The sequence below is a fragment of the Bacillota bacterium genome (genome assembly GCA_013177945.1).
In the GTDB taxonomy this organism is placed as follows: domain Bacteria; phylum Bacillota; class DSM-12270; order Thermacetogeniales; family Thermacetogeniaceae; genus Ch130.
In genome coordinates, this window is sequence record JABLXW010000008.1 from 161,239 (window position 1) to 185,179 (window position 23,941).

General features: G+C 58.8%; 22 protein-coding genes, 1 tRNA gene and 1 pseudogene. 4 read left to right on the forward strand and 20 right to left on the reverse strand.

What is annotated here, in order from left to right:
- Positions 1-15: 15 nt before the first annotated feature.
- Complete coding sequence (locus tag HPY58_05730) at positions 16-1,329, forward strand: M20/M25/M40 family metallo-hydrolase (GenBank protein NPV29156.1); 1,314 nt, start codon at positions 16-18, stop codon at positions 1,327-1,329.
- A gap of 31 nt (positions 1,330-1,360) precedes the next feature.
- Here the strand turns inward: HPY58_05730 and HPY58_05735 are convergent, their stop codons facing one another.
- The 19 genes and pseudogenes from HPY58_05735 to HPY58_05825 all read right to left on the reverse strand — a co-directional run bounded on the left by HPY58_05735 (position 1,361) and on the right by HPY58_05825 (position 19,170).
- Positions 1,361-3,721 carry an AAA family ATPase gene (locus HPY58_05735; protein ID NPV29157.1) on the reverse strand — a complete coding sequence of 787 codons (2,361 nt, stop codon included), beginning with the start codon at positions 3,719-3,721 and terminating at the stop codon, positions 1,361-1,363.
- Between the two features lie 340 nt (positions 3,722-4,061).
- Positions 4,062-4,850 (reverse strand): ABC transporter permease, encoded by a 789-nt coding sequence (locus HPY58_05740; protein NPV29158.1) that lies wholly within the window; start codon positions 4,848-4,850, stop codon positions 4,062-4,064.
- On the reverse strand, positions 4,847-5,863 hold the full coding sequence (locus tag HPY58_05745; GenBank protein NPV29159.1) for an ATP-binding cassette domain-containing protein: 1,017 nt from the start codon (positions 5,861-5,863) through the stop codon (positions 4,847-4,849). Before HPY58_05745 ends, HPY58_05740 begins: the two co-directional genes overlap by 4 nt.
- A gap of 205 nt (positions 5,864-6,068) precedes the next feature.
- A complete protein-coding gene (locus HPY58_05750; protein NPV29160.1) occupies positions 6,069-7,358 on the reverse strand; it encodes a diguanylate cyclase in 1,290 nt (429 codons plus the stop codon).
- A gap of 604 nt (positions 7,359-7,962) precedes the next feature.
- Entirely contained in the window at positions 7,963-8,592 is a 630-nt protein-coding gene (pilO, locus tag HPY58_05755) for a type 4a pilus biogenesis protein PilO (protein ID NPV29161.1), read from the reverse strand.
- On the reverse strand, positions 8,589-9,134 hold the full coding sequence (locus HPY58_05760; GenBank protein NPV29162.1) for a hypothetical protein: 546 nt from the start codon (positions 9,132-9,134) through the stop codon (positions 8,589-8,591). The genes pilO and HPY58_05760 overlap by 4 nt, the downstream gene beginning before the upstream one ends.
- Positions 9,131-10,057: a pilus assembly protein PilM gene (gene pilM, locus HPY58_05765; GenBank protein ID NPV29163.1), complete on the reverse strand. Its 927-nt coding sequence runs from the start codon at positions 10,055-10,057 to the stop codon at positions 9,131-9,133. Before pilM ends, HPY58_05760 begins: the two co-directional genes overlap by 4 nt.
- A gap of 16 nt (positions 10,058-10,073) precedes the next feature.
- Positions 10,074-11,303, reverse strand: a complete 1,230-nt coding sequence (locus tag HPY58_05770; GenBank protein ID NPV29164.1) for a hypothetical protein — start codon at positions 11,301-11,303, stop codon at positions 10,074-10,076.
- Between the two features lie 15 nt (positions 11,304-11,318).
- Entirely contained in the window at positions 11,319-11,777 is a 459-nt protein-coding gene (locus HPY58_05775; protein ID NPV29165.1) for a type II secretion system protein, read from the reverse strand.
- Positions 11,758-12,171: a hypothetical protein gene (locus tag HPY58_05780; protein ID NPV29166.1), complete on the reverse strand. Its 414-nt coding sequence runs from the start codon at positions 12,169-12,171 to the stop codon at positions 11,758-11,760. Before HPY58_05780 ends, HPY58_05775 begins: the two co-directional genes overlap by 20 nt.
- A gap of 12 nt (positions 12,172-12,183) precedes the next feature.
- Entirely contained in the window at positions 12,184-12,531 is a 348-nt protein-coding gene (locus tag HPY58_05785) for a prepilin-type N-terminal cleavage/methylation domain-containing protein (GenBank protein ID NPV29167.1), read from the reverse strand.
- 25 nt (positions 12,532-12,556) lie between these two features.
- Entirely contained in the window at positions 12,557-13,768 is a 1,212-nt protein-coding gene (locus HPY58_05790; GenBank protein ID NPV29168.1) for a type II secretion system F family protein, read from the reverse strand.
- An 11-nt stretch (positions 13,769-13,779) separates the two neighbouring features.
- Positions 13,780-15,483, reverse strand: a complete 1,704-nt coding sequence (tadA, locus tag HPY58_05795) for a Flp pilus assembly complex ATPase component TadA (GenBank protein NPV29169.1) — start codon at positions 15,481-15,483, stop codon at positions 13,780-13,782.
- Between the two features lie 255 nt (positions 15,484-15,738).
- Positions 15,739-16,290 (reverse strand): hypothetical protein, encoded by a 552-nt coding sequence (locus HPY58_05800; protein NPV29170.1) that lies wholly within the window; start codon positions 16,288-16,290, stop codon positions 15,739-15,741.
- Between the two features lie 273 nt (positions 16,291-16,563).
- A pseudogene (locus HPY58_05805) lies at positions 16,564-17,555 on the reverse strand (hypothetical protein).
- A gap of 72 nt (positions 17,556-17,627) precedes the next feature.
- Complete coding sequence (locus HPY58_05810) at positions 17,628-17,813, reverse strand: hypothetical protein (protein NPV29171.1); 186 nt, start codon at positions 17,811-17,813, stop codon at positions 17,628-17,630.
- A 27-nt stretch (positions 17,814-17,840) separates the two neighbouring features.
- Positions 17,841-18,218: a DUF86 domain-containing protein gene (locus HPY58_05815; protein ID NPV29172.1), complete on the reverse strand. Its 378-nt coding sequence runs from the start codon at positions 18,216-18,218 to the stop codon at positions 17,841-17,843.
- Positions 18,215-18,538: a nucleotidyltransferase family protein gene (locus HPY58_05820; protein NPV29173.1), complete on the reverse strand. Its 324-nt coding sequence runs from the start codon at positions 18,536-18,538 to the stop codon at positions 18,215-18,217. Before HPY58_05820 ends, HPY58_05815 begins: the two co-directional genes overlap by 4 nt.
- 557 nt (positions 18,539-19,095) lie before the next feature.
- Positions 19,096-19,170: transfer RNA gene (locus tag HPY58_05825), tRNA-Thr, on the reverse strand.
- 398 nt (positions 19,171-19,568) lie between these two features.
- Here HPY58_05825 and HPY58_05830 point away from each other — a divergent pair.
- The 3 genes from HPY58_05830 to HPY58_05840 all read left to right on the forward strand — a co-directional run bounded on the left by HPY58_05830 (position 19,569) and on the right by HPY58_05840 (position 23,470).
- Complete coding sequence (locus tag HPY58_05830) at positions 19,569-20,837, forward strand: phenylacetate--CoA ligase (GenBank protein ID NPV29174.1); 1,269 nt, start codon at positions 19,569-19,571, stop codon at positions 20,835-20,837.
- Positions 20,838-21,104: 267 nt separating this feature from the next.
- The gene (locus HPY58_05835; GenBank protein NPV29175.1) at positions 21,105-22,886 is read left to right on the forward strand and encodes an indolepyruvate ferredoxin oxidoreductase subunit alpha; all 1,782 of its coding nucleotides are present in this window, start codon (positions 21,105-21,107) and stop codon (positions 22,884-22,886) included.
- Complete coding sequence (locus HPY58_05840) at positions 22,886-23,470, forward strand: indolepyruvate oxidoreductase subunit beta (GenBank protein ID NPV29176.1); 585 nt, start codon at positions 22,886-22,888, stop codon at positions 23,468-23,470. Before HPY58_05835 ends, HPY58_05840 begins: the two co-directional genes overlap by 1 nt.
- A 157-nt stretch (positions 23,471-23,627) precedes the next feature.
- Here the strand turns inward: HPY58_05840 and HPY58_05845 are convergent, their stop codons facing one another.
- Entirely contained in the window at positions 23,628-23,831 is a 204-nt protein-coding gene (locus tag HPY58_05845) for a hypothetical protein (protein ID NPV29177.1), read from the reverse strand.
- Positions 23,832-23,941: the final 110 nt, after the last annotated feature.

Below are 23,941 nucleotides of genomic sequence, written 5' to 3' on the forward strand. Positions count from 1 at the left end.
GAATTCGAGACAGACATGGCACCGGACCTCTCTCCTGAAGAAATCCTGTCTGAACTGATCAAAATCAATACAACCAACCCGCCGGGAAACGAAATCAAGGCAGCCCTTTTCTTGAAAAACCTCTTCGACAGGGCGGGAATCCCCAACGAGATCGTTGAGGCGGCACCGGGCCGCGCCAGCTTCCTTGCCTTCCTCGGCCCCGCGCCGCCTGCGGCAAGGCGCCTCCTCTACCTCTCGCACCTGGATGTGGTTCCCGCGGGCGGCAGCTGGAGCTTCGATCCCTTTGGGGGAGAAATCGAAAACGGGTTCGTCCATGGAAGAGGAGCCCTCGACTGCAAGGGCATGGCTGCCGCCCAGGCCGCCGCCTGCCTCATCCTCGCCCGGGAGCAGGAGAGGAAACCCCTGCGGGGAACTCTGATCTTTGCCGCAGTTGCGGATGAAGAAAAGGGGGGGAGGTATGGAATCCGGCACCTGCTCAGGCACCACAGGGCGAAGATTGCAGCGGACTTTGTGGTCAACGAAGGGGCGGAGGAGCCCCTGAACCTGGGAAAAGAAAGTGTTTACTTCATCCAGACCGGGGAAAAGGGGCTGGCCTGGAGCACCCTGAGGGCCAGGGGAACCGCGGCGCACGGCTCCCTCCCCAGCCTGGGAAAAAACGCCGTCCTCGCGATGGCGCGGGCGGTCAAAAACCTGGGAGACTACCAGCCGGAGGTCGTCCTCCTTCCGGAGGTAAGCAAACTCCTCGATACACTCGCAAGGATGAAGGGCTGGAGGGAGCCGGTCACTCCGGCAAACCTCGCCTCCTTTCTTGCGGGCTGGGAGGACCGGGGCTTCGCCGCCACCCTCCACGCCATGACCCGCCTCACCATCTCCCCCAACGTCGTCCGGGGGGGAGTGAAAACCAACGTCGTCCCCGACCTGTGCGAGGTCGAAGTGGACATCAGGGTGCTGCCGGGGCAGGACCGGGCCTACGTTTTCCGGGAATTGCGCAGGTGCGTGGGAACCGAGATCGAAATCGAGATGCCCAACTACCGCCCCCCTTCCTTTTCGCCGGTCGCTTCCCCGTACTACGACTGCATCGCAGCCGCCATTAAAGAAATCGGAGGGGGAGCCGCGGTGACCTGCCTCCCCATGATCTCCCCGGGCGCCACCGATTCCCGCTTCCTGCGGGAGGCCGGCTTCCCCTGCTACGGAGTGGCCGTCCTCGCCCCCGATTTTCCTCCGGAGTTGAGGACGACAATCCACGGCCCCGACGAACGGATCGACATCCGGAGCCTGCACCACTTCACCAGGTTTTTCGTCACCCTCGCCCGGAAATACCTGGGTTGAAGCCAGGGGCCCAAAAGGGCGCCTGCCTCCTTTATGCTTCCCCGTTGTCCTCGCCATTGTGCTTCTCCCGACCGGGCTTTTCCCGCTCCGCCCCGGCGGCGGCCCGCACCTGCTCCGCAAGAGCCTTCAGGCGCGCCGCAACGGCGGCATGCACCGTTCCCGGGGGAAAGCTCCCATCGGGCAAGCGCTCTCCCGCCGGCATCCCGGTGAGGATTTCCAGCCCTTCGTCCACCGTGCTGATCAAATAAACATGAAATTTCCCCTCCCTGACGGCCTCCACCACATCTTCGCGCAGCATCAGGTTCCGGAGGTTTCCCGCCGGAATCAGGACCCCCTGGTCCCCCGTCAGCCCTTTCAACCGGCAGATGTCGTAAAACCCTTCGATCTTTTCGTTGATCCCCCCCACCGGCTGCACCTCCCCCTTCTGGTTGACGGAGCCGGTCACAGCCAGGTTTTGCCGGAGCGGAATCCCGCTCAGGGCAGAGAGAAGGGCGAAAAGCTCCGCGCAGGAAGCGCTGTCCCCCTCCACCCCCTCGTAGCTCTGCTCAAAAACAAGCCTGGCGCTCAAAGAGAAGGGCGTCTCCAGGTGGTACCGCTCCGCCAGGTAGCCGGTGAGGATGAGCACCCCCTTGGTGTGGATCCTCCCCCCGAGCCGCGCCTCCCGCTCGATGTCAATAACTCCTTCCCTCCCGGCGGCGACGGTTGCCGTGATCCGCGTCGGCTTTCCGAAGTCCAGGTCCCCGAGGCTGATTATACTCAAGCCGTTGACCTGACCGACCTTCTTGCCGTGGAGATCGAGGAGGATGGTGTTCTTCCGGATCGCGTCCTGAATCATCTGCTGGATTAAATTGGAACGGTAGAGCTTCTCGGCCGCAGCCCGGCTGACGTGTGCAGCGGTAACGTAGGGAGCCCCCTCCTGCTGGGCGTAGAAGCAGGCCTCGCGGGCAAGATCAGCAATCTCCGCAAAGCGGGTCGAAAGGAGTTCCTGCGCTCCTGCAAGGCGGGAGCCGTACTCCACCAGCTTTGCCACCGCCGAGGCATCCAGGTGGAGCAGGTTTTCCTTCTGGCAGAGGGTGGCAAAAAAGGCGGCGTACTTCTGGACGTTCTCCGGGGTGCGCTCCATCCAGATGCCGAACTCGGCCTTGACCTTGAAGAGCTCCCGAAAATCGGGGTCGAAGTGGTAAAGAAGGGAATAGAGGTAGGAGTCCCCCAGCAGAATCACCTTCAAATCAAGGGGAATCGGTTCGGGGCGAAGGCTTTTCGTAGCCAGAAACCCGAGCCTTTCGAGGGGGTCCTCGATCACGCCCAGCCGGTCCCGGAGCGCCCGCTTCAGGCCGTCCCAGGAAAAGGCGTTGCGGAGAAGCTCCTCCGCCGCCACCACCAGGTAGCCGCCGTTGGCGCGGTGCAGCGACCCCGCCCGGATCAGCGTGAAATCTGTGATCAGGGCGCCGAACTGCGCCTCCTTTTCGATGGTCCCGAAGAGATTGGAGTAGGTAGGGCTCAATTCGACAACAACCGGGGCGCCCCTGGTCTCGCTGTTGTCCACCAGGACGTTGACCTCGTATTTTCGGAAAGGGTTTTCCTGCTGCTGCCAGGGCGCCTTTTGCTGTTCTTCCCCGGATTCATGGCGGAAAAGAGGGAGGCTGTCCAGGATGTCGGTGTAAACAGCATCCAGATAGGAAAGGACGTCGGGGAAGGAGGAATAAGACGCCTTCAGCTCCCCCAGCAGGAGGTCCAGCGCTCTCCCCGCCACCTGGCGGTCGAGTTCCTTCAGGGCCTCCTGGGCCTGCCGGTCAACCTTCTGGACCTCCCTCAGTGTGGTCCCCACCAGCTCCTCAATTTTTTCCCGGCGCTCCAGGATCTCCTTCTGCCTGGCTTCAGGCAGGGCCTCAAACTCCTCGGCTTTGAGGGGCTTCCCGTTTACCGCGGGAATGATGAAGATCCCCGTCGGCCCGATTTGAATGACAAACCCCGCCGCTCCCGCCTCCTCGTCCAGGCGGCTCAAAAGGGCGTTCCGCTCCCTGGCGTACTGCGCCGTGGTCTCTTCCCGCCTCTTGGCGTATTCGTCGCTCTTAAAAAGACGCGGGATTTCCTGGCGCGCCTGCTTGAGAAAGTTCCGCATCTCCCCGGCCAGCTTTCTCCCGTAGCCCGGAGGAAGCTTAAGAACGCGGGGCCGGTAGGGCTCCCGGAAATTGTAGACGTAGCACCAGTCCGGAGGAACTGGCTTCGTCGCGGCAACACTTTCCAGAAAAGACTGCACTGCGGTGTTCTTTCCCGTGCCGGGGAGCCCGGCCACAAAAATGTTAAACCCCTGGGCCTCGATCCCCAGGCCGAACTCCAGCGCCTTCACCGCCCGCTCCTGCCCGATGATTGCTTCAAGAGGCTTGATCATCTCTGTTGTTGCAGAGCTGATCTCTTCCCAACGGCAGACCGCCCGTACTTCTTCGGCTGTCGCTTTCCGCAACTCTTATGCCTCCCTTGCACCTCGTTTTACCATCCCCTGATTCTATAAGACTTCGCCCCGATCTCATGGTTTCCTGCTCATTCTTTTAACGGCGCACCCCGACTTAGAGAAAAAATGCAGGCTTCTGCAAACAGGCTCCTGCAAAAATGAAAAGGCCCGGATCCATAACCGGGCCGGAACCGCTGTGCCTCCTGGAACCGACGGGATCTTTGCCAGGCAGGAAGGCGGCGGCGAGGACACCTGCGGGATGAGCGCGCCGGCAAACCTTTCACGCGATCGACCTGTGGAACTGGCGGACGGCAAAGGCGGTCGAAGCTGCCGCCAGCAGCGCCAGGACCACCAGCCCGACCCAGAGGTCCTGCCAGATCCAACCCCTCGTCGCAACCGTCCGCATCGGGGCCACGGCGTAAGAGAGCGGGTTTATATGGGCAATTTGCCGCAGCCATGCCGGCATTGCCTGGGTAGGGAACATGGCGTTGCTGGTGAACATGAGCGGCAGGGTCAGGAAGTTCATGATCGCGTGCAGGGCCTCGATCGACTTCAGCATTGAAGAAAGGCCAAGAGATATTCCTCCCATGATCACGCCGAACAAACTGGCCAGCAGCAGCATAAAAAGCACCCCGGGGACTCCTGTGGCAAAGTGCACCCCCAGGCTCAGAGCGACCACCACGATAACAATCACCTGGAACCAGCTCTGAACCATCAATGCCAGCAGCTTCCCGAGCGGAATGGCTGCCCGGTAGATCGGCGCGGTCAGCATCTTGTTCAGGAACCCCAGCCGCCGGTCCCAGAGCACCGAGGTGCCGCCGAACACTCCCCCGAACAGGGTCGTCATGATCATCACGCCGGGAACCATAAAACTCAGGTAGTCGCCCGTTCCCAGCATGCGGGCGGCAATGGGATTGCGGGTGAGACCGGCCATGGAGTTCCCCATCAGCACCAGCCAGACGACGGGCTGCACAACCGCCATGACAATCCGGGACTTCTGGAGGAACAGCCGCTTTATCTCCCGCCAGAACACCCAGTACACATCAGAAAGAAACCTCCCGATTTTCATCTGCGCGCCCTCCACATCACCATCCGCGCCCGCATCGCCTCATCTCTCCCCCCGCCGTTCTCCCGCATCTCCCGTCCGGTAAAGTGGAGGAAGACGTCGTCGAGCGAGGGGCGCTTATGCGTGATTGCCCCGATGCGGGCCGGCTGGCCGGAAACCGCTTCAAATATGCGGGGCACTGCGGTTTCTCCATCGGTCACCACCGCAACATAACCCCGCGCCCCCGCCTCCCGGACCTCGGCGACAAAGTCCTGGGCGCGGATGATCTCAACCGCAGCTGCAATCTCTTCGGCCGTACCCGTGCTGAAGCGGAATTCTACAAGTTCGTCCCCAAGCATGCTTTTCAGCCTGGAGGGTGTGTCGATGACTTTGATGCGGCCGTAGTCGATGATGGCGATGCGGTCGCACAGGGCATCGGCCTCATCCATGTAGTGGGTAGTCAGGAAGATGGTCATTTTATTGTTCTCCCGCAGGTGGTTGATGTACTGCCAGATCTCCCGCCTCGTCTGGATATCCAGGCCGAGGGTCGGCTCGTCAAGAAAGAGCACGCGCGGGCGGTGAATAAGTCCGCAGGCTATGTCCAGGCGCTTGCGCATCCCGCCGGAATAAGTCTCCACCAGGTCATGTGCCCGGTCTGTCAGATCCACCATTTCCAGCACCTCTGCGATCCGGCGCTTCACCTCACTCCGGGGAAGATGGTAGAAACCGGCCTGCAGCCTCAGGTTTTCGTATCCCGTGAGGTTGTCGTCTACAGCCAGGTCCTGCGACACATAGCCAATTGCCAGGCGCACCTGGTAGGCCTGGCGGGTGATGCTCATCCCGGCCACCCTTGCCGCGCCGCTGGTGGGAGCAATCAGCGTTGTCAGCATGGCAATGGTCGTCGTTTTACCGGCTCCGTTTGGGCCCAAAAAACCAAAAATTTCCCCCTCTTCAACCGAAAAAGTGACGCCGTCCACGGCAGTTACCCCACCGGGGAAGCTCTTGGTGAGCCCCTCCACCTCAATCATCGCGCCCATAGCAATCCCCCTGCATTTTAAAATGTGCAGATTTTCGTGCAAGATGATCATAAACCAGGAACGCCAAAAATGCATCTCTGCTTTTAACATCGGGGAATCCCTGGCGGCCACGAGATATCCATCAGGACCCTGCAACGGCGCTCCACGCAACAACAGCAACGGGCGGCAACCTTGCCGCCCTGTTTCCACACAAACAGGCACCTCTTCAGCACGCCTCAACCCTGTTGCGGCCCCTGTTCTTAGCAAGATAGAGCCCCCGGTCGGCCCGCTCCAAAAGCTCGCCCAAAATCACTTCCACTTCTGCATCTTTGATCTTTTCTGAAGACGGAAAGCGCGTGCTGTCCAGGGAGGCAAGACCAACACTTACAGTAACTCCGGTTAATCTGCCGCCAATTTCTACCTGATGCTCGCTTACGTTCTCCCTGATGCGCTCTGCCAAAAAGCAGCCCGACGTGAGGTTAGTATTTGGAGCCAGGAGGATCAGCTCGTCGCCGCCGTAGCGCCCCGCCAGGTCGGAGTGGCGCACCGTATTCTTAAAGACCTTCGCAACTTCACATAACACCTGATCCCCAACAGAGTGGCCGTAGGTGTCATTGATGGTCTTGAAATAATCGATGTCTATGAGGGCAAGCACAAGCGGCTCCCGGTAGCGAAAGGACCTCTTAATTTCTGCCCTGGTCATCTCCAAAAAAGCATGCCTGTTATAAAGCCCGGTGAGCTGGTCAACAACCAGCATTTCCTGGAGCATCTGGTTCTTTTTCACGAGCTCCGCCTGCTTCTGGTAGAGCTCCTCCTGAAGCGCCGCCAATTCCCTGGTTTGCTCCTCCAGCCGCACCTTTTGCCTTTCCAGAATCTCCAGCCTTTCGCTCAGCTCGGCCCGCGCTCTCTCGAGAAAAGCCGCCATGGTGTTGTACGCCCGTGCCAAAACGGAAAGTTCGTTTTTCCCCCCGGCATGAGCACGCTGCCCGGTTTTTCCGGAGGCAACCTGGAATATCATGGAAGCAAGATCCAGGAGAAACTCGGAAACAAATGAAGCAAGCCTCCTGGCAAGGAGCAGAAACATCCCAAAAACAGGCAGTACAGCCGCAAAAGCAAGAAGCAATTTTTTTCTTAAATCTCCAAGAACCGCAGTGAGGTCGCGGGCAACGACGAGTTCCCAGCCGGAATCCCGGAAAACGCTCCGGGCCACTATCAAGCGCCTGCCATCACCTTTTGCTCTGTCATCGCCCCGAGCAAGAATCAGCCTGCCCCCGCTCTTGAGTGACAAACTGGAAACCTCGCCACCGTCTAAGAACCGGGAAAGGAAATCCGGAGGAATAAGCCCTGCCAGAACCCCCTGAAACCTGCCCCCAACCCGTACCGGAACCGCAACCACTACCATTGCTCTAGATGAATCCCGGGAAAAAGCCACGGAAACGCACCCGCGCCCCGTAAAAACCCTTTCCAGGAGATAAGCAAGAGGGGCCTCCGGAGCACCCCGAAGCGAAGCCGTCAACCTGCCTGAAGCATCCAGAAAAACGAGATCCTGAAAGTAGGGCCGAGACTCCGCAAACTCTTGAAAGAATTTCCGTATCCCTGAAGGTTGAAGGGAGGTGAACTCGGGATGTTGAGCGATAAATGCTGCCTCTCTAAGTCTATCCCGAAGCCACTCTTCGAGAAACTGCTGCCGGCTGGAAACATAATTCTCCAGGCCCCTGCGCTCCGTCCTGACGAAGGCTTCCTGACAAAAAAATAAAAAAAAGCCATTCCCAGAAACATGCAGGAGACCGTGATTCCTGTAAGCAAGCAGGTCAAGCAGTTTTTAAGTTTCCACCTGAAAATCAAGTTTCTTGGAAAAACTCCGAACATCCAGTCAAACTCCTAGAAAAAATTGAGAGGCCCTTCTCACAAAGCCCCTCACCATTTTTCCCCTTCCGGGTACTCTTCAAAGCACACTTCGCAAGCCTTGCAGTCATCGGGACGCAAAAAAATTTTCGATTTTCTTTCTCCCCTGTCTGATAATAACAGGACTGCTCCCCTGTGTCAATACTTTTGGCCCCCCGGTACATCAGACTCCCAGGCACCCCAGGCTGCCGCTGCCTGTGGCGGATTTTTGGCCTTTAGAAGGGGCTTTGGCGCCCTGGCGCGAGCAGGGGGACAGCTTCTTCCTCCAGGGCGGGCAGGGGGTTTTCCCCGGCATCCACGAAGGTCTTGAGAGTGAGGCGCGCCTGCAGTACACCGTCAGGCTGTTTTTTGATCTCCAGGCCGTCAATCATAAAAAGCGGGGTTAATCCCTTGATCTTCTTTACGAATGCAACCAATTCCGGATAACTGCCAGCACAACCGACATCCAGGGTATACGCAGAAAAGGCGCGGGGTTTCCCTCCCCCCTCCTGGTCCGCGACTGCGGTCACCTCGTTCAGGGCAACTCCCGCATCTAAAGCACTTCCCCAGAGCTGCTCCACGAGCCGGGCGGGTTCGAGCCGGTAAGGAAACCGGGAGTCCAAAAGAAGTTTCTCCCGCCGGGCGCGCGCGAGCCGGGCCTGCAGCGCAGAAGTGCTCCGGGCAAGGCTTTGCACAGCCCGCAGCTCTTCTTCCCGGGCGCGGAGCACCCGGCCCCTCTGGGCGAGGTAGGACTTCGCAGGCAAATACCAAAAGAGAAGAAACAGGGCCGTGAGCAGGCCCAGGCCTGCAAGCGTCAAGAGGACTTTTTCTCTCTCCGAAAGCCCCGCAACCAACGGCGACTTCACTTCTTCTCAGCTCCCCCAGAAAGACTTAGCTGGAGGCTGAACTCGATGCGTCCCTGAGGTCCCCCGGCGAAAACCCGGCGCAGGTGAACGTCGCGGACAAAACTAAGAGCCTCCAGATTTTTTATGAACCGCACGAGGTCCGCGTAGGTAGAAGCGCTCCCTTCAAGGTCGAAAACTCCCCCCGCGACCCTCCACCCGGAGTGCGTCACACCGGGCGGGGTGGAGGCGGGAAGCAGCGTCAAGACCTCGGACCAGGAAAGCTCCGAGGCCACGGCTTGCTGAAGCCTGCGCGCTTTTTCTTGATTGGCCCCTTCGAGTTTAACCAGCTGGTCATAAAGCGCCGCTGCCTCCTCGTATCTGGCGATGCCCTGCTCCAGGCGCTTAATCTTGTGGTCCAGATAAAGCCGGAGACCGAGCTGCCAGAAGAAAACGAGGAGCAAAAACCCAAGCACTGCAGCAAAAACTCTGCGGGGAAAAGCCTTCAGCTTTTCTCTCCTGTCAACCACCCGCAGCTCTCCAGATAAAAGGTTGACCTCCTTCATACCCACTGCCTCCGCAAAACAATTCCTAAGGGTATACCATAGCTCGCCCGCAGGTTGTCAAGAATGCCTCCTGAGATATCCGGCGGAACACGAAAGCCCTGGAGGGGATCGGCGGGAACGATCTTCTTCTGGAGGTAGTTCTCAAGTGTTGCAAGCACCGCCCCATCGGCGCTCAGCTCCCCGGTCACGTAAACTTTGGGGAGGGAAGCGCGGGACTCGATCTCCCAAAACTCCAGGGAATTTCTGACCTCTTCTAAAGCCCCGGACCACCCTTCCAGGGAGATCACCCGGTACCGGTACGGCAAATGCTTTTTGTACACGTGGAGCGAAACGCTGCTTTCCCCGATGTTCAGAAGCACGTTTTGGGCGCGCGCTTCCTCCGGGAGAAACTCCAGGCAAGAGCGATAAAGGGCAAAGGGCTCGACATCGAGAAAGCTGAACCTGAGGCCAAACTGCTCCAGGCAGGACAAAACCCGCTGCACCACCCTCCGGTGCTGGGCAACCAGCAGAACCTCGACCTTTTTTCCTGTCTGGTTGCTGATCTCCGCGGCAACGCTCGCGTCCCAGACCAGGTCTCCCAGCTCCACCGGAAAGAGGGCTTCCGCCTGAAACCTGATCGCCCGCGCCGCCTCCTTTTTGGGAAGCTTCGGGAGGACGGCACGGCGCAAAAAAAGGAAAACGTGAGAAAAAGCCAGCCCCACCTGCTGCCGGGGCGCCCCGGTAGACTGAAAAAGATCTCTCACCGCCTCCGCGAACCCGGATGCGTCTTCCTCCAGCGAGCCGAAGGAGCGCGCCCCGTAGGCCACGAGAGAAAGGCGGTCCCTGGTCTTTTCCGCCATGACAAGACGCGCCTTCCCGGGGGCGATCTCGAGCCCTACCCGCAGCCGCGGGCCCTGCCGGAGCATAATCAAAGGCAGTTGCATTATTCCGGTCTCCCTTTCAATTCTCTTCCCAGCTGATAACCCTGACCGGGTTATCTTTAAAGAAAATCTTTCTTACAGGCAATTTTAAAGCCAGCTCCGGATCATGCTCTACATCGAGAGATAGGTCCAGATTGCCCATACTACCTGCAATGACCGCGCCTTTTACTGTAAGAACGTTAAGGACACCTGTGATGTTTTGTTCGGCATAGAGAAGACCGTTGAGATAGATATCGGGATGGTCTTTAATGCCAACCAAATTAAGGACTGCTTTGAGCAAATTGTTTATTATCGTGTCCAGTAGATCCCCTATGAGAGGCAAGTCTCCCAGGAAACCAGCTAGGCTCCGCAAGAGATTGCCCAAATCGGCGATATTGGCAAGAAAAATAATATTCTTTCGAGCGGCAAGCATAATCCCTTCGTTGGGGTTGGGCGTAAAAGTTTCTCCAGAGAGAAGGACGTAAACGTTTTTTTCTGCCGCGATTACCCCCCGCCCAACGAAGGGACCGATCAGGATGACATCATCTGTAAAATACGCCGTTTGGCCGTTAAGGTAGGGAACGATCCAGAGTTTAAGGATGGAATAACCCAAAATTGATAAATCCAGGGTTACAGGGTTAATCCAGTCAGCGCGGCTCCTAATCCGATCCCAATCCAGGTATGGAAAAGGTATGCTTTCGGCCTGTTTCACTGGGTGACCTTTGATTCTGCTTGATCCGGCGTTTACTGCTTCGGCTTCGCCCTCTAAATTAAAGGAAGCAACACTTGCCGCTTCTATTTTTCCGTTGCTGTGGATGTCCCCCTTGATGGTGCACCGGGCAAGAGTGCCGAGGCGGAGGTCTTCGTCGGTGAAGATTGCGTAGTCGGCCGCCTCTGGAAGGGTGTCAACCTTTACTCGAATCTCCTTTGAGAAATTGCGATGCGTTCCCGAGGCAGTTATGGTGAAGATATTTGTATTTGCCACAGGATTGATGGATACTTCATAGTCCAGGCCCGGCCCGAGGGAGTCCTGATAAGAAGGCGCGGGGGGAACTCCCGTCTCGAGGTACTTTCGGATTTCGAAGATGGCGCGGTTCACCCCGGCCTCCGCGGCGTAGCGGGCTTTCGTCTTGCCGACGCTCTGGTAAGTCGCCCTGCTTTCCCCCAGCGTCACCGTTGCCAGGCCCAGGCCCAGGACGGCCAGCAGGGCCAGCGCCAGCAGGGCGAAAACAAAGGTGCTCCCCCGCTCCTGTTTCATCACACCCCTCAACATTTGCACCACCCTCTACCAGTTCGCCACCCGGGGCGAGGCGCGCGACTCCAGGGTGAAGACCGTACCCCCTGAGACGCCCTTTACGGAAATGCGATAAAGGCCCGGCCTCTCTTTTTTTACCGAAAAACTGAGGATGCCCTCGGCAACTACGGCCTCCGCGCCCTGTTCTTTGCGCACCAGGGCTCCCTCACGGCAGAAGTACTCTACCACTTCTCCAGAGTCTCTTTCAAGCTTCAAATGCTCCTCCCCCGCTTCCGCAACACCCCTCGCGTTGCGGATGTCCCTTGTCAGAAAGGCCAGGCCAAGCTGGGCCTGGAGGTGGCTGAAGGACTTCTTGGTTACTGCTCCCCAGATGTCGAGGGAGTTCCCGAGGATCCCGACGATGCCTGCAAGAACAACGGCGAGAATGGCGAGCGCCGCGACAACCTCGAGAAGCGTCAAGCCGCGGGAATCAGCGAGCACCTCCTTCACCCTCCTTATCGGCAACGAGCGTCACGAGGGTTACTTGTCTCTGCTGTTCTCCCTCATTCCAGGAAACAGAAACCTCCACGCGGAGCAGCCTGTTGCCGTCATCCGTTACTTCTACTTCATCTACTTTAGTGGTACGCGTGTACTTTCCGTCGGGAGATGGCTCTTCATCCGGCTCGCCGTCGGCCAGCGCCGCGACGTCCTCAAAGCGCATCGCCTGGATCTCCTCGAGCTTTGCCTGGGCGAACGCCAGGGCCTCTTCTTCATCGGTAGAAGCCGCCGTCGTCTTTAGCCCCTCGTGGAAGAGCCCAATAAAGACCGCCAGCACAAGCACCAGGATGAAGCTGGCGGCGAGCACCTCAGCGAGCGTAAAGCCGGAATCTTTCGCCTGTTTCATAAAAAGTTCTTCCTAATCGGCTGACTGTTCGGTGTGGTCGTGGGTAATTTTTCCAGTCGTTTTATTAATGTCATAAGAAGCATCTTTATTAACAGGACAGACCGGTGCTTCATCAATGTATCCAGCGTTTACAAGATCATCAACATCTTCAGGGTATTCTCCCTTGTCAAAGTAATACCTCTGAATTGCGGAGTTCAGCATTTTGATGTTCGACTCACACGTTGTTTTCTTTGCCTCCTGGATGTTTGCCGAAATGATCGGAACCGCGATGAGGATGAGCACCGCCAGGATGGCGATGACCGCCAGCAGTTCGATTAAGGTAAAACCCTTTTGCCCCCGAAAACGCCGTCGGAAAAACATCTTCTCCCCTCCTCAGTTTTCTTCTTCAGCGAAGCGTCCCCAAAGCCTTCCAGGTGCTGACAATCGGAAGGAAGATGCTCAGTACAACAAATCCTACAACCCCTGCAATAAAGAGGATCAGCACCGGCTCCAGGAGCGATGTAAGGTTGTCGAGGGTGTAGGTCAGTTCGCCCTCGGTGTAGGCGGCCACCTGGTGGAGCATTTCATCAAGGCTTCCGGTGCTTTCCCCTACCGCAATCATCTCCGTGACCATCAGGGGAAAAACACCCGTTGCCGCCAGAGGAGCAGCGATCGTCTCGCCCTCCCGGATGTTCGCCCGCGCCGCCATGATCCCCGAAGCAACGACGCGGTTGCCCACCGTGTTAGCAGCAACTTCCAGGGCCCGGAGGATGGGAACGCCTGCCTGAACAAGGTTCCCCAAGATCTTGCTGAAGCGGTAAACGGCCAGCTGCATGTAGATCTTTCCGAGCACGGGGAGTTTCAGGACACACCAGTCCCACCAGTTCTTCCCTTCCTCCGACTTCAGGAAGGCTATAAGGCCAAAGACGGCAACGAAGAGCAGCCACGTAAGAAAAAGGTAGTTGTGGTGGAGGAAGTTGCCGCAGGCGAGGAGAAAGCGCGTCGGCCAGGGAAGCTGCGCCCCAAAGCCCGAAAAGAGCCTGGAAAAGCGGGGCAAGACAAAAGAAATCAGAAAGACAACCACAAGCACCGCGAAGGCCAGGACAACAACAGGGTAAATGCTCGCCGTCTTTACCTTTTTAACCACCGCGTCTTCCTTCTCGTAGTGCCGGGCAAGAATTTCCAGGGCATCATCGAGTAGGCCCGCTTCCTCTCCAGCCCCCACCATGGCCACGAAAAGCTCTGGAAAGGCTTCAGGATGCTGATCCATAGCCTCGTGAAGCGCCTTGCCTTTTTCCACCTGGTTTTTAAGGTCGAGGACCACCCCCTTCAGAAAAGAGTTGGAAGTCTGCGCCGCTAAAACTTCAAGGGCTTTGACGAGCGGGAGGTGGCCGCGCACCATCACGGCCAGCTGCCTGCTGAAAACCGCCAGGTCCTTGAGGCTGACGCGGCGCAGGAAAGCCCACTTCTTCCAGGTGGCTTTGTGGGGCCTGAGGTCCGTGACAAAGAGGCCGACCGCGTTCATGAGCTCCACGACCTGGGACGGAGCGGCAGCCTCAATCGTGCCCCTGTGCACCAACCCTTCATAATCGCGCGCCTGGTAATAGTAAACGGGCACCCCACTCCCTCCTAATCCTGCCAGAATACAGCAGTCATCACCTCCTCCAGAGAGGTCAGCCCCTCTTTCGCCTTCGCGATCCCGTCTTCTCTGAGAGTCCGCATGCCGTGGTCCAAAGCTCTTCTGAGAAGCAGCTGCTCTGAGGCCTTTGCAGCAATCAGGTCCTTCAGCTCTCCGTCGACTACAAGAACCTCCTGCAGGGCAAGGCGCCCCTGGTAGCCTGTAAAGCGGCAGGAGGGGCACCCCCAGCCCCGCCAGAAGCCGGCAGCTCCGGTTCTCTCGTCGATCCCCAGGCCCGCCAGCACTTCCGGGGAGGGCCTGTAAGCCTCCTTGCACTCAGGGCAGATCTTGCGGACAAGGCGCTGGGCGACAACACCGATGAGACAGGAGCTCAGGAGGAAGGACTCCACGCCCATGTCGAGCAGCCGCGCCACAGAGCCGATCGCGCTGTTCGTGTGGAGGGTGCTGAGGACAAGGTGGCCCGTCAGGGCCGCCTGCACCGCAATCTGGGCGGTTTCGGCATCCCGGATTTCTCCCACCATGATGATATCCGGATCCTGCCTCAAGACCGCCCGGAGACCGCGCGCGAAGGTAAGCCCGATCTTGGGATTAACCTGAATCTGATTGACCTGGGGTATGGTGTACTCAACAGGGTCCTCGATGGTAACGATGTTCTTTTCCTTGACATTCAGCTCGCTGATGACGGCGTAGAGAGTGGTGGTCTTTCCGCTCCCCGTAGGCCCCACCACAAGGAGCAGGCCGAACGGCTTGCGGAGCATGCTCAAGAAAGCAGGATAAACTTCTTTTGCGAAGCCGAGCTGGGGAAGGGTTAAAAAACCGACGGTCTTGTCGAGGATCCGGAGGACGAGCTTCTCCCCGTAAATCGTCGGGATCACGGAAACCCTCAGGTCGATCGGCCGGCCCTCCACCTCCGTCTGAATGCGGCCGTCCTGAGGAAGCCGACGCTCCGTGATGTCCAGATCCGCCATAATCTTCAGCCGCGAACTTACGGCCGCGTGGACCTTCTTGGGAAGGGTGAGCATTTCAAAAAGTACGCCGTCGATCCGGCAGCGGACGACGATCTCGTTTTCCTGCGGCTCGACATGGATGTCGCTTGCCCGGTTAAGAACGGCTCTGGTGATGATGGAGTTGACAAGGCTCACAATGGGGCCTTCCTCAACCAGTTCCCGGATTTTGGTTTCGGTCATCTCCTCTTCAGGCCACGCCTGAACCTGCTGGGGAAGCTTCTCAACAACCTTGTCAACAGAGCTCTTTAGCTCCAGGAATTCGCTCAATCCCCACTCCAGATCCCTTTCAGATACTAAAACGGGTTTTACCTTCCCGCCGATAATCTGCGAAATCTCGTCGATGTCGAAAACATTAAGGGGATCGACCATTGCCAGAAGAATATAATCGCCCTCACTGCCGATAGGCAGGACCCGGTAGCGCCGGGCAAGAGAGGATGAAATAAGCTGGGTAACGGCAGGGTTTACGGGGTAGCGCCTAAGCTCTACGTAGGGAATCCCCAGCTGCTCCTGGAGAATTCTATAAAGCCTCTCATCTTCAAGGTACCCCAGTTTCTGCAAAATCTTTCCCAGCCGTCCTCCTTCCACCTGCTGGAGGCGGAGAGCTTCCTCAAGCTGTTCCCGGGAAATGATCCCGTTTTCCACAAGAAACTCTCCTAAAAGCTTCTTCTTTTTAGGCACCTCAGGCAGCTGCCTCCTGAGCAATTTCTCGCAGGGAAGAAAGGCATGAACAGCGCGGAGATTATCTGCAGGGAATTTCGAGAGAATTTTTTGACTATTCAAAAAAAATTTACCATCATGCCATCAATAAGTCAACTTTTTCTTTACAAGTGCCAGCTCAAACTTTTATTTTTTGCCACCCCGTCAGCTCTAAACAAGGACGAAAAAATGCGCGCCTGGCGCGGCACTCAACCCCCAAGACTGAACGGCAACGCCCCCGCTTCCTTACACGAAGCGCCGCCGCAAGGTCCTGATAGATACCTCATGGTCGCCGAGAATCTCCCGAATTGACCTGTTCTCCTCTCTGATTTCGTTAATGGCCAGCTCAATACGATCCTGGCCTTTTCGCAGTTCCGCCTGTCCCTGGGACAGCTCTTCCTGTCTCCTGCGGAGATCATCCATATCCTTGCGGAGTTCACCCACTTCCTGGCGCAACTCTTCCTGCCCCTTTCGCAGCTCATCCTGCCCCTTTCGCAGTTCTTCCTGCCCCTTTCGCAGCTCTTCCTGCCCTTTACGGAGTTCATCTACCTCCCTGCGCAGTTCGCCCTGCCCTCTACGGAGCTCATCCACTTCCCTGCGCAGCTCATCCTGCCCCTTACGGAGCTCTTTGATCTCACCCTCAATCCTGGCAACAGAATGAGTGAGATTATCGATTTCGGCCTTGTGCACTTCGCTGGCATGCTCCAATGCTCTAAGCAGCCGGGTGTGTTCACCAAGCTGCTGGCCGATCTGTTCAAACTTTTGAAGCACCAGCTCCTGAAACTTCTCGCCATCCATGTTCTGCTCCCCCCTGCAACCTCAACACCAAACCCAGATGCTACCAGGATTTCCCAATAGTTCTAAGCATTATTATACTTCTCCAAAAGCTAAATTTTTTCCTGCTCAACAAGGCAATGAGGCTTGAGATAACGGACGAATGCTTCGGTAACGCCGTGCTCTCCTGCTGTTGATCTTGAGTTTCAACCAAATCTCGCAGGGACGTGCCGCCGTGCTGCCCCGACCGCGTCGTGAGCCCGTTTGCCAAACACCCCCGATCCGGTTCATTTCCGATCAGGTTTCAAGCTGGTATTTATCTTTCAGCCTTTCAGAAATCTCCTTGAGCAGGGAGAAGGCTCGCTCCACGCCGGATTCGTCCGGGTCTACCAAGCAGCACCGCGCGGGCGCCAGCCAGGCCTGGGCGAGGATCTGCTCCCGGGAGATGCCGCGCCCGGCCAGGAAACTCCAGAGATCTTCCAGCCTTGCCAGGAGCTCCGGGGCGGTCACTGCAGCAACCTCCTCCCCGAGCGTAGGGACGATTCCCCAGGAAATAATGCCCCCCCGGCTCAGAAAGGCCCTGACCTCCTCCGTGTAGCGGGTGAAAATCTCGCCCCAGGCCAGGACATCAATGGAGAGAATGTTCAGGTCCAGATTGAGCAAGAAGGACCAGTCAGGGTTGCCGCAGAGGTGTACCCCCCTGGGTCCGGGAAGCTGCTCCAGGAAAGAGGCGTAGTCCTCCCGCGCCCGCTCTGAGCTGTAGCCTGTAAAGGCCATAAAAATGAGCTCCAGCCCGGGCTCCCAACCCAGACAAAGGCGCGCGGGTGGTGCCGCACCATTTCTTCGTACTGGACCTTCACCTTCCGGGAAAAAAAGTCGAACAGGAACTGGCGCACCTCGTCGTGATAAATAACCGGTTTATTCTTCTCATCGGTGATCTTCAAACCGTAGCTGACGGGGCCGATGCACTGGCCGCGCACAGCGTAAAAACCCGACAGGTCCCGGGCCAGGAAGGCATCATAGACCAGCGAGTAGCGGGAAGAAAGACGGAGGTAATGGGGGTCTTCCAGATTTTCGAAATACGCCGGCAACTCTTCGTAGAACCGCTCCAGGGAAAAGGTAATCCGCTTGCCTTCTTCATCGATGACAATTCCCGGCAGATGCTCCGAAGCCTGAACGTACATATCCTCGTAGAAGCTGAGTTTGGGAAGTTGGGGCCAGAAAGGGATGTCGAGGGAAAGGGCAAGATTCAATGCCGCCTCCGGGGAACGGTGGGGTAAAATCCCCATGGCAGTTGTCCGGCAATTGCCGGAGAGTTCAGCCTTCACATTCTCAACTCCTTCTGCTCCTTTTCTGTGCTTTCAGGCAGGAAAAACCTGGCGGTGCTGCATATCGAAGGATATACCCGCAACCGGTTTTAGCGTCCACGCAATCCAGGAAGGGAGTTCGTCATCGATGCGCTTCAACACCTTATCCCGCTCGCGGGCCACCTTCTCCTGAATCTTCCGGCGAAATAGTTCCTTGATCACCTCGTTCTGGCGCATCACCCGTGCCGGCACCCGCGATAAGCACGATTATTCAGTCGGTGACTCACGGCCTTCCTCTGCCTCAATGTCGGCCAGCACTTGCGATACAGCCTTCTGCATCTTGGGTAGCTCCTCGTGAACGGTTCGCCATACCACCTCAAGATCCACGCCAAAATAATCGTGGACCACTTTATCACGCATGCCAATGATCTTCCGCCACGGTACCTGCGGATATTTATCCCTGAGAGACCTGGGAATATGACGCGCTGCCTCCCCGATCACCTCCAGCGCTCTTACAACTGCGAAGATTTTCTCATCGTTTCCCTGAAAATCGTTAAAGGCCACACCCTGCATAAATTGCACTGCCTTGCCGGCGTATTCGATCATATCCCGCAGGTAATCGGTATATACCCGCTTTGATTTCATACGGCTATCACCTCGGCAAGGATCCGCCGACCGATAGCCGGCCTGAGCGCACTTCTCATCACCAAGTCCACCTTAACACCCAGCAATTCGCTCAGGTGGTCCTCAAGGTCAATAAACTCAAAAAATGTCGGCGCGCGTTCAAACTCCACCAGCACGTCCAGGTCGCTACGCTTACCCTGCTCCCCGCGCACATACGAACCGAAGACGCCAAGCGTTCTCACCTTATACCGCTCGCGGAGTCCGGGCAGGTGCTCCCGGAGAACCGCAAGTATCTCCTCGATCGTGCGGCGTTTTTGCGCTTTTTGCACCCGTTTACCCATAAGAACACCCCCCCCCTAACACCCGTACCGTAAACGTTCTCCTGAATTTTGCAGCGGAAAAGCTTTACGAAACCAGCCCGCTTGCACCAGTGTAGCAATCTCCGCCGCCAACTTATCGGGTAAATCTACCTGAAGAGGTTTCATCATACTTCACCCCCTGCACTTTCATCATAACCCAAACCAACCATTTTCACTATCCGTATATAACCCCTGTTTCCCCTGTTCCCCAGAAGTAACCTGCCTTAAGCCGCTTTATTTCCGACCTCTTCTTTGTCTTAACAAATCCTACGCCGCCCAGCACTCAGTAGCCTGAGTGCTGGACCAGTCGCGGTAGAGGCTCTCCGCCTGCTCCATACTGACGCCTACCAAGGAAAGCTCCTCGGAGCCGCCATAACGATAAAATTTTGTCTGTCCGAGCGAACCTTTACCAGGTTACTGTCTCTTGTATAGTAGATGGAGCTCCCAGAGGAAAGGAGCAGTGAGGGTGAATGACCGGCGAATGGGCGGCAACCAGGCAAAAAGGCCCCCGGCCCAAACGCCGGAAGCCTTGATTTTCCTGGAGCTGATGGTGGGATTCGAACCCACGACCTGCGCATTACGAGTGCGCTGCTCTACCGCTGAGCTACATCAGCATCAATGCATTGTTGATTTCCGCTTTCTGAAACCGCAAGGATATTATACAGCAAACAGCGGAGCGTGGCAACTCTCTGCGATCACTCCTCGGCTGCCTGTTTGCAACCCGCGCCGGGAAATAGTAAGATGTACCGGAACGGGCCCTAAAGGTGTCGGCTGCTGAAAAAACCTTGACGCGACCGTTGCCCATGTGGTATAAAACAAATTGAATTAAAATTAAATAGGTTGAGCCGAGACGAGGAGAGGGTTTTTCAGAGGTGAGCTGAGCAAAGTCGAGGTGCTGTGGGAATTGCAACCAGGCTTTGCAGGCCTGGTTTGTTTTTTGTTTCGGGAGAGGAGGTGCCCGCCTGGCCGCCGGTTCCAGTGCCGGGGCCGGGCCTTTCCGATGGCAAAGAGCATGCCTGAACACGCCTTAACGGATTTCGATGCAGTCTTTCGGTCCCAGTTTCCGGCGCTGCAGGGCCTGCTGCGGCGCCTTTACAGCCGCAGCCAGTTCTACCGCGACAAGCTGGACGCAGCGGGGATCAGGCCGGAGGACGTCCGGACCCTGGAGGACTTCGCCCGCCTTCCCTTCACCACCAAGGAAGAACTGCGGGCCTATCCCCTCGAGTACATGCGGGCGGTAGGGGAAGAAGAGATCGTTCGCATCCACGCTTCCTCGGGGACTACGGGGAAGCCCATCATCATACCCTATACCAGGAACGATGTGGACACCTTCGCCGAGATGATGGCGCGCTGCCTGCGCTACGCCGGGGTGACAAACCGCGACCGTGTCCAGATCACCCCCGGCTACGGCCTCTGGACGGCGGGAATCGGGTTCCAGGCAGGAACTGAGCGGATCGGGGCGATGGCCATCCCCATGGGGCCGGGCAACACCGAGAAACAGCTGGAGATGATGCTCGACCTCAAGGCCACTGTCTTCATCGCCACCGCCTCCTACGGGCTGCTGCTGGCCGAGGAGATTGCCCGGCGCGGCCTGCAGGACCGCGTTGCCCTGCGCCTTGGGGTCTTCGGCTCCGAGCGGTGGGGGGAAAAGATGCGGCAGCGCATCTCCTCCCTGCTGGACATCGACACCTTTGACATCTACGGCCTCACCGAGATCTACGGCCCCGGGATCGGGATCGACTGCCCGCGCCACTGCGGCATCCACTACTGGAGCGACTACCTGTACTTCGAGGTCATCGACCCGGACACCGGAGAGGTGCTGCCGGTGGGGAAAAAAGGTGAGCTGGTCATCACCACCCTCACCAAGGAGGGGATGCCGCTGCTCCGCTACCGCACCCGGGACATCACCCGCCTCCTCCCGGAGGCCTGTTCCTGCGGCAGCCCCTACCCCATGATCGACCGGATCCTGGGGCGCACCGACGAGTCCTTCAAGGTGAAGGGGGTGCTGGTTTTTCCGGGGCAGATCGACGCCGCCCTGAGGCTTTCACAGGGCGCCAGCAGCGAGTACCAGGTGATCCTCACCAGACAGGACGGGAAGGACCGGATCCTGATCCGGGTGGAGGGAGAGCCGGGGGCCGACCCCGGCCAGACCGCCGCAGCCTGCCGGCAGAGCATCAAGCGCATCATCGGGATCCAGGCTGATGTGGAGGTCGTCCCGCACGGCAGCCTCCCCCGCAGCGAAAAGAAAACCAAACGGATCTTCGACCAGCGGAACATGTGAGAGAACAACCCGGGCGTCGCGCCCGGGTTTTTCGCGCCCGGGTTTTTGCGTTCCCCGCCATCTTGACCGCACCGATGTGCTGAAAGAAATCCCCGTCACCTCACCTGAAAATTATGATCTGGCTCTTTCCCTGCGCTTGCCAAGACTCATCGCAGCCGCCCGACGGCGCGGGCACTTTCCGGCGGACGAAAAAAGGATTCCCCGCCCGAGATGGCGAATTGCATGTGGAAGGAGTTCTGAAGATGCTTGAAGGGGGAAGACGCGAAATTGCAGCAGAAGGTGATTTTGTCCGGGAACGAAGGTGTTGCCAGGGGTGCCTGGGAGGCCGGGGTCGGCATGGGGATCGGGTACCCGGGCACGCCGAGCACCGAGATCGTGGAGGCCCTGGCGGAGATGGAGGGCCCCATGGTCGCCTGGGCGGTTAACGAGAAGGTCGCTCTGGAGCAGGCCTACGGGGCGTGCGTGACGGGCCTGCGCAGCCTGGTGACCATGAAGCACGTCGGTCTGAACGTGGCAGCCGACCCCCTGTTTACCATCGCCTACATGGGCGTCAACGGGGGGCTGGTCATCGCCGTAGCCGACGACCCGGGCATGCACAGCTCCCAGAACGAACAGGACAACAGGTGGTATGCCCTCCATGCCAAGGTCCCGATGCTTGAGCCGTCGGACAGCCGGGAGTGCCGGGACTTTACCAGGCTGGCCTTCGAGCTGAGTGAACGCCACGACGTTCCTTTTCTTTTGCGCCTGGTGACCCGGGTGAGCCACTCCCGCGGCGTGGTGGAGATCGACCCGGCGGCGGAGTACCGCCGGCGGAGCCGCAGCTATGAGCGCAATGTGCCGAAGTACGTCGTCCTGCCGGCCCACGCCCGGGCGCGCCGCCTGGCGCTGGAGGAAAACCTGAAGAGGCTGCTCGTCGACCCGGAGGCCCGGGCCTTAAATACGATGGAGATCACCGACAGCGAGGTGGGGATCATCACCTCCGGCGCCTCTTACAACTACGTCAAGGAGGCCTTCGGGGACAGGTACTCCGTCCTCAAGCTGGGTCTTGTCTACCCGCTGGACGGGGAGATCATCCGGGAGTTCGCCAGCCGGGTGCAGCAGGTGTACGTGGTGGAGGAGCTCGACCCCTACCTGGAGACCCTTGTGCGGGCGCTGGGGGTTGCCTGCGAGGGAAAGAAGTACATCTCCCCCTTCTTCGAGCTGAACCCGCAGGCGGTGGCCACATCCCTTGCGAAGGCGGGCCTGGAGCCCCTGGAGCAACTGGAACCGGCAACAGCGGAGCCGGTGGCCGGCATTCCCGCACGGCCGCCCATCCTCTGCGCCGGGTGCCCGCACCGGGCCTTCTTCTACCTGGCCCGGCGGGAAAAGGTGATGGTGGTGGGCGACATCGGGTGCTATACCCTGGGCGCCATGCCGCCGCTTGACGGGATTGACGTTTCCGCCTGTATGGGGGGAGGGTTTTCTATCGCCCTGGGGATCAGCACCAACCTCCCGGAGGGGGAGAAGGTCTTCGGGGTGCTGGGCGATTCCACCTTCTACCACTCGGGGATCACCGGGGCGGTTGACGCCGTATTCAACAGGCGCCCCATCGTCCCCGTGGTGCTCGACAACAGGAGCACTGCCATGACCGGCCACCAGGAGAACCCGGGAACGGGGCGGACCCTGGACGGGGAGCCAACGGTCATGCAGGACCCGGAGCGCATCTTCCGGGCGGTGGGGTTCGACCGGGTGCTGGTGGTCAACGCCTACGACCTGGAGGGGATCAGGAACGCCATCCGGGAGACAAAAACATCCCGCGAGCGGGTGGCCATCGTCGTCAAGGCGCCCTGCCGCCTCCTCAAGGAGGCGCGCCGCGGCCCCGCCCGGGAGGTCGCAAGGGAGAACTGCACGAAATGCAAGAACTGCCTCCGTCTGGGGTGTCCGGCCCTTTCCCTGGACGGGGAGGGATACCCGGCTATCGACCCGCTTGCCTGCGCCGGGTGCGGGCTCTGTGAGCAGGTCTGCCGGCACCAGGCGGTGCGGGTGCAGGAGAAAGGGGTGACGTCATGATGGCAGAAGGGACGAAACGGGTGATGTTCGCCGGGGTGGGCGGCCAGGGGATCCTCCTCGCCTCCCGGGTGCTGGCGGAAGGCCTGCTCCTGGCGGGGCTGGATGTCAAGAGCACGGAGGTGCACGGGATGGCCCAGCGCGGCGGAAGCGTGGTCACCCAGGTCTGCTTCGGGGAACGGGTTTACTCCCCCCTGGTGGGCCCGGGGGCGATCGACATCCTGGTGACCCTGGAGAAGCTGGAAGCCCTGCGCTACGTGCACTTCCTGAAGAGGAACGGCACCCTCCTGGCAAACAGGAGGGAGATCCCCTCGCTCCCCGTCCTCACCGGGGCGGTTCCCTACCCCCGGGACATCGAGGAGCGGCTGGCCTCTTTCCCGGTCTCCCTCTATTTAATCGACGCCGACCGGGAGGCGGAAAGGCTTGGGAACGCCCGGGTAATGAACGTGGTGCTGCTGGGGGCGCTTGTGCTGCTGGCCGGGCTCGCCAGCCTCGTCGACTGGAAGGAGGTTGTGGCCGGGGCGGTGCCGCCGCAGTACCGGGAGGTGAACCTGCGCGCCCTGGAGGCGGGGATGCGTCTGGTGTAAATTACAAAGGGCTTGATTAAGGCAGGGGGCCCAGATGCTTCCCCCTGCCCCAGTCAAGAGCAGGAGGATTGTACACGCGCCGGCCACGGCGGTGGAAACGGCCGGCCTCTTCATCCTGGCTTCCGGGGAGCGCAAACAGCTCCCCGCCGCAACATCTTCAATCGTTCCTCTTTGGGTTGGGAACCTTGTGGCTCCCCGTGCGCAGCCCGTGAAGGAATCCCTCCTGTTCCGCCGAAATTCCCTCCCTCCGCTTCATCACCTGCCGCACAAAGGCTTCCCTTTTCATCTCCAGCAGTTCCTGGAGATCCTCCGCGGCCTCGCGGCTGCAGCGCTCGTTGCCCGTTCTGCGGTCTTCCGCCACCGGTCTACCCTCCTTTCCAGGGTCTTGTATGGTTCTCAGGCAGCGGCTCCTGGTTTAGTTTCTCCCAAAGCCGCCTTTTTAAGCATGCCCCGTACGCTTTGTCTGCCGCG

What these genes read in the sequence shown, in the direction of transcription:
- HPY58_05730 (NPV29156.1), top strand. Translation starts at nt 16, where the DNA reads ATGGCACCGGACCTCTCTCCTGAAGAAATCCTGTCTGAACTGATCAAA.
- HPY58_05735 (NPV29157.1), bottom strand. Translation starts at nt 3,721, where the DNA reads ATGATCAAGCCTCTTGAAGCAATCATCGGGCAGGAGCGGGCGGTGAAG.
- HPY58_05740 (NPV29158.1), bottom strand. Translation starts at nt 4,850, where the DNA reads ATGAAAATCGGGAGGTTTCTTTCTGATGTGTACTGGGTGTTCTGGCGG.
- HPY58_05745 (NPV29159.1), bottom strand. Translation starts at nt 5,863, where the DNA reads ATGGGCGCGATGATTGAGGTGGAGGGGCTCACCAAGAGCTTCCCCGGT.
- HPY58_05760 (NPV29162.1), bottom strand. Translation starts at nt 9,134, where the DNA reads ATGAAGGAGGTCAACCTTTTATCTGGAGAGCTGCGGGTGGTTGACAGG.
- pilM (NPV29163.1), bottom strand. Translation starts at nt 10,057, where the DNA reads ATGCAACTGCCTTTGATTATGCTCCGGCAGGGCCCGCGGCTGCGGGTA.
- HPY58_05780 (NPV29166.1), bottom strand. Translation starts at nt 12,171, where the DNA reads ATGAAACAGGCGAAAGATTCCGGCTTTACGCTCGCTGAGGTGCTCGCC.
- HPY58_05785 (NPV29167.1), bottom strand. Translation starts at nt 12,531, where the DNA reads ATGTTTTTCCGACGGCGTTTTCGGGGGCAAAAGGGTTTTACCTTAATC.
- HPY58_05800 (NPV29170.1), bottom strand. Translation starts at nt 16,290, where the DNA reads ATGGATGGCGAGAAGTTTCAGGAGCTGGTGCTTCAAAAGTTTGAACAG.
- HPY58_05815 (NPV29172.1), bottom strand. Translation starts at nt 18,218, where the DNA reads ATGAAATCAAAGCGGGTATATACCGATTACCTGCGGGATATGATCGAA.
- HPY58_05820 (NPV29173.1), bottom strand. Translation starts at nt 18,538, where the DNA reads ATGGGTAAACGGGTGCAAAAAGCGCAAAAACGCCGCACGATCGAGGAG.
- HPY58_05830 (NPV29174.1), top strand. Translation starts at nt 19,569, where the DNA reads ATGCCTGAACACGCCTTAACGGATTTCGATGCAGTCTTTCGGTCCCAG.
- HPY58_05840 (NPV29176.1), top strand. Translation starts at nt 22,886, where the DNA reads ATGGCAGAAGGGACGAAACGGGTGATGTTCGCCGGGGTGGGCGGCCAG.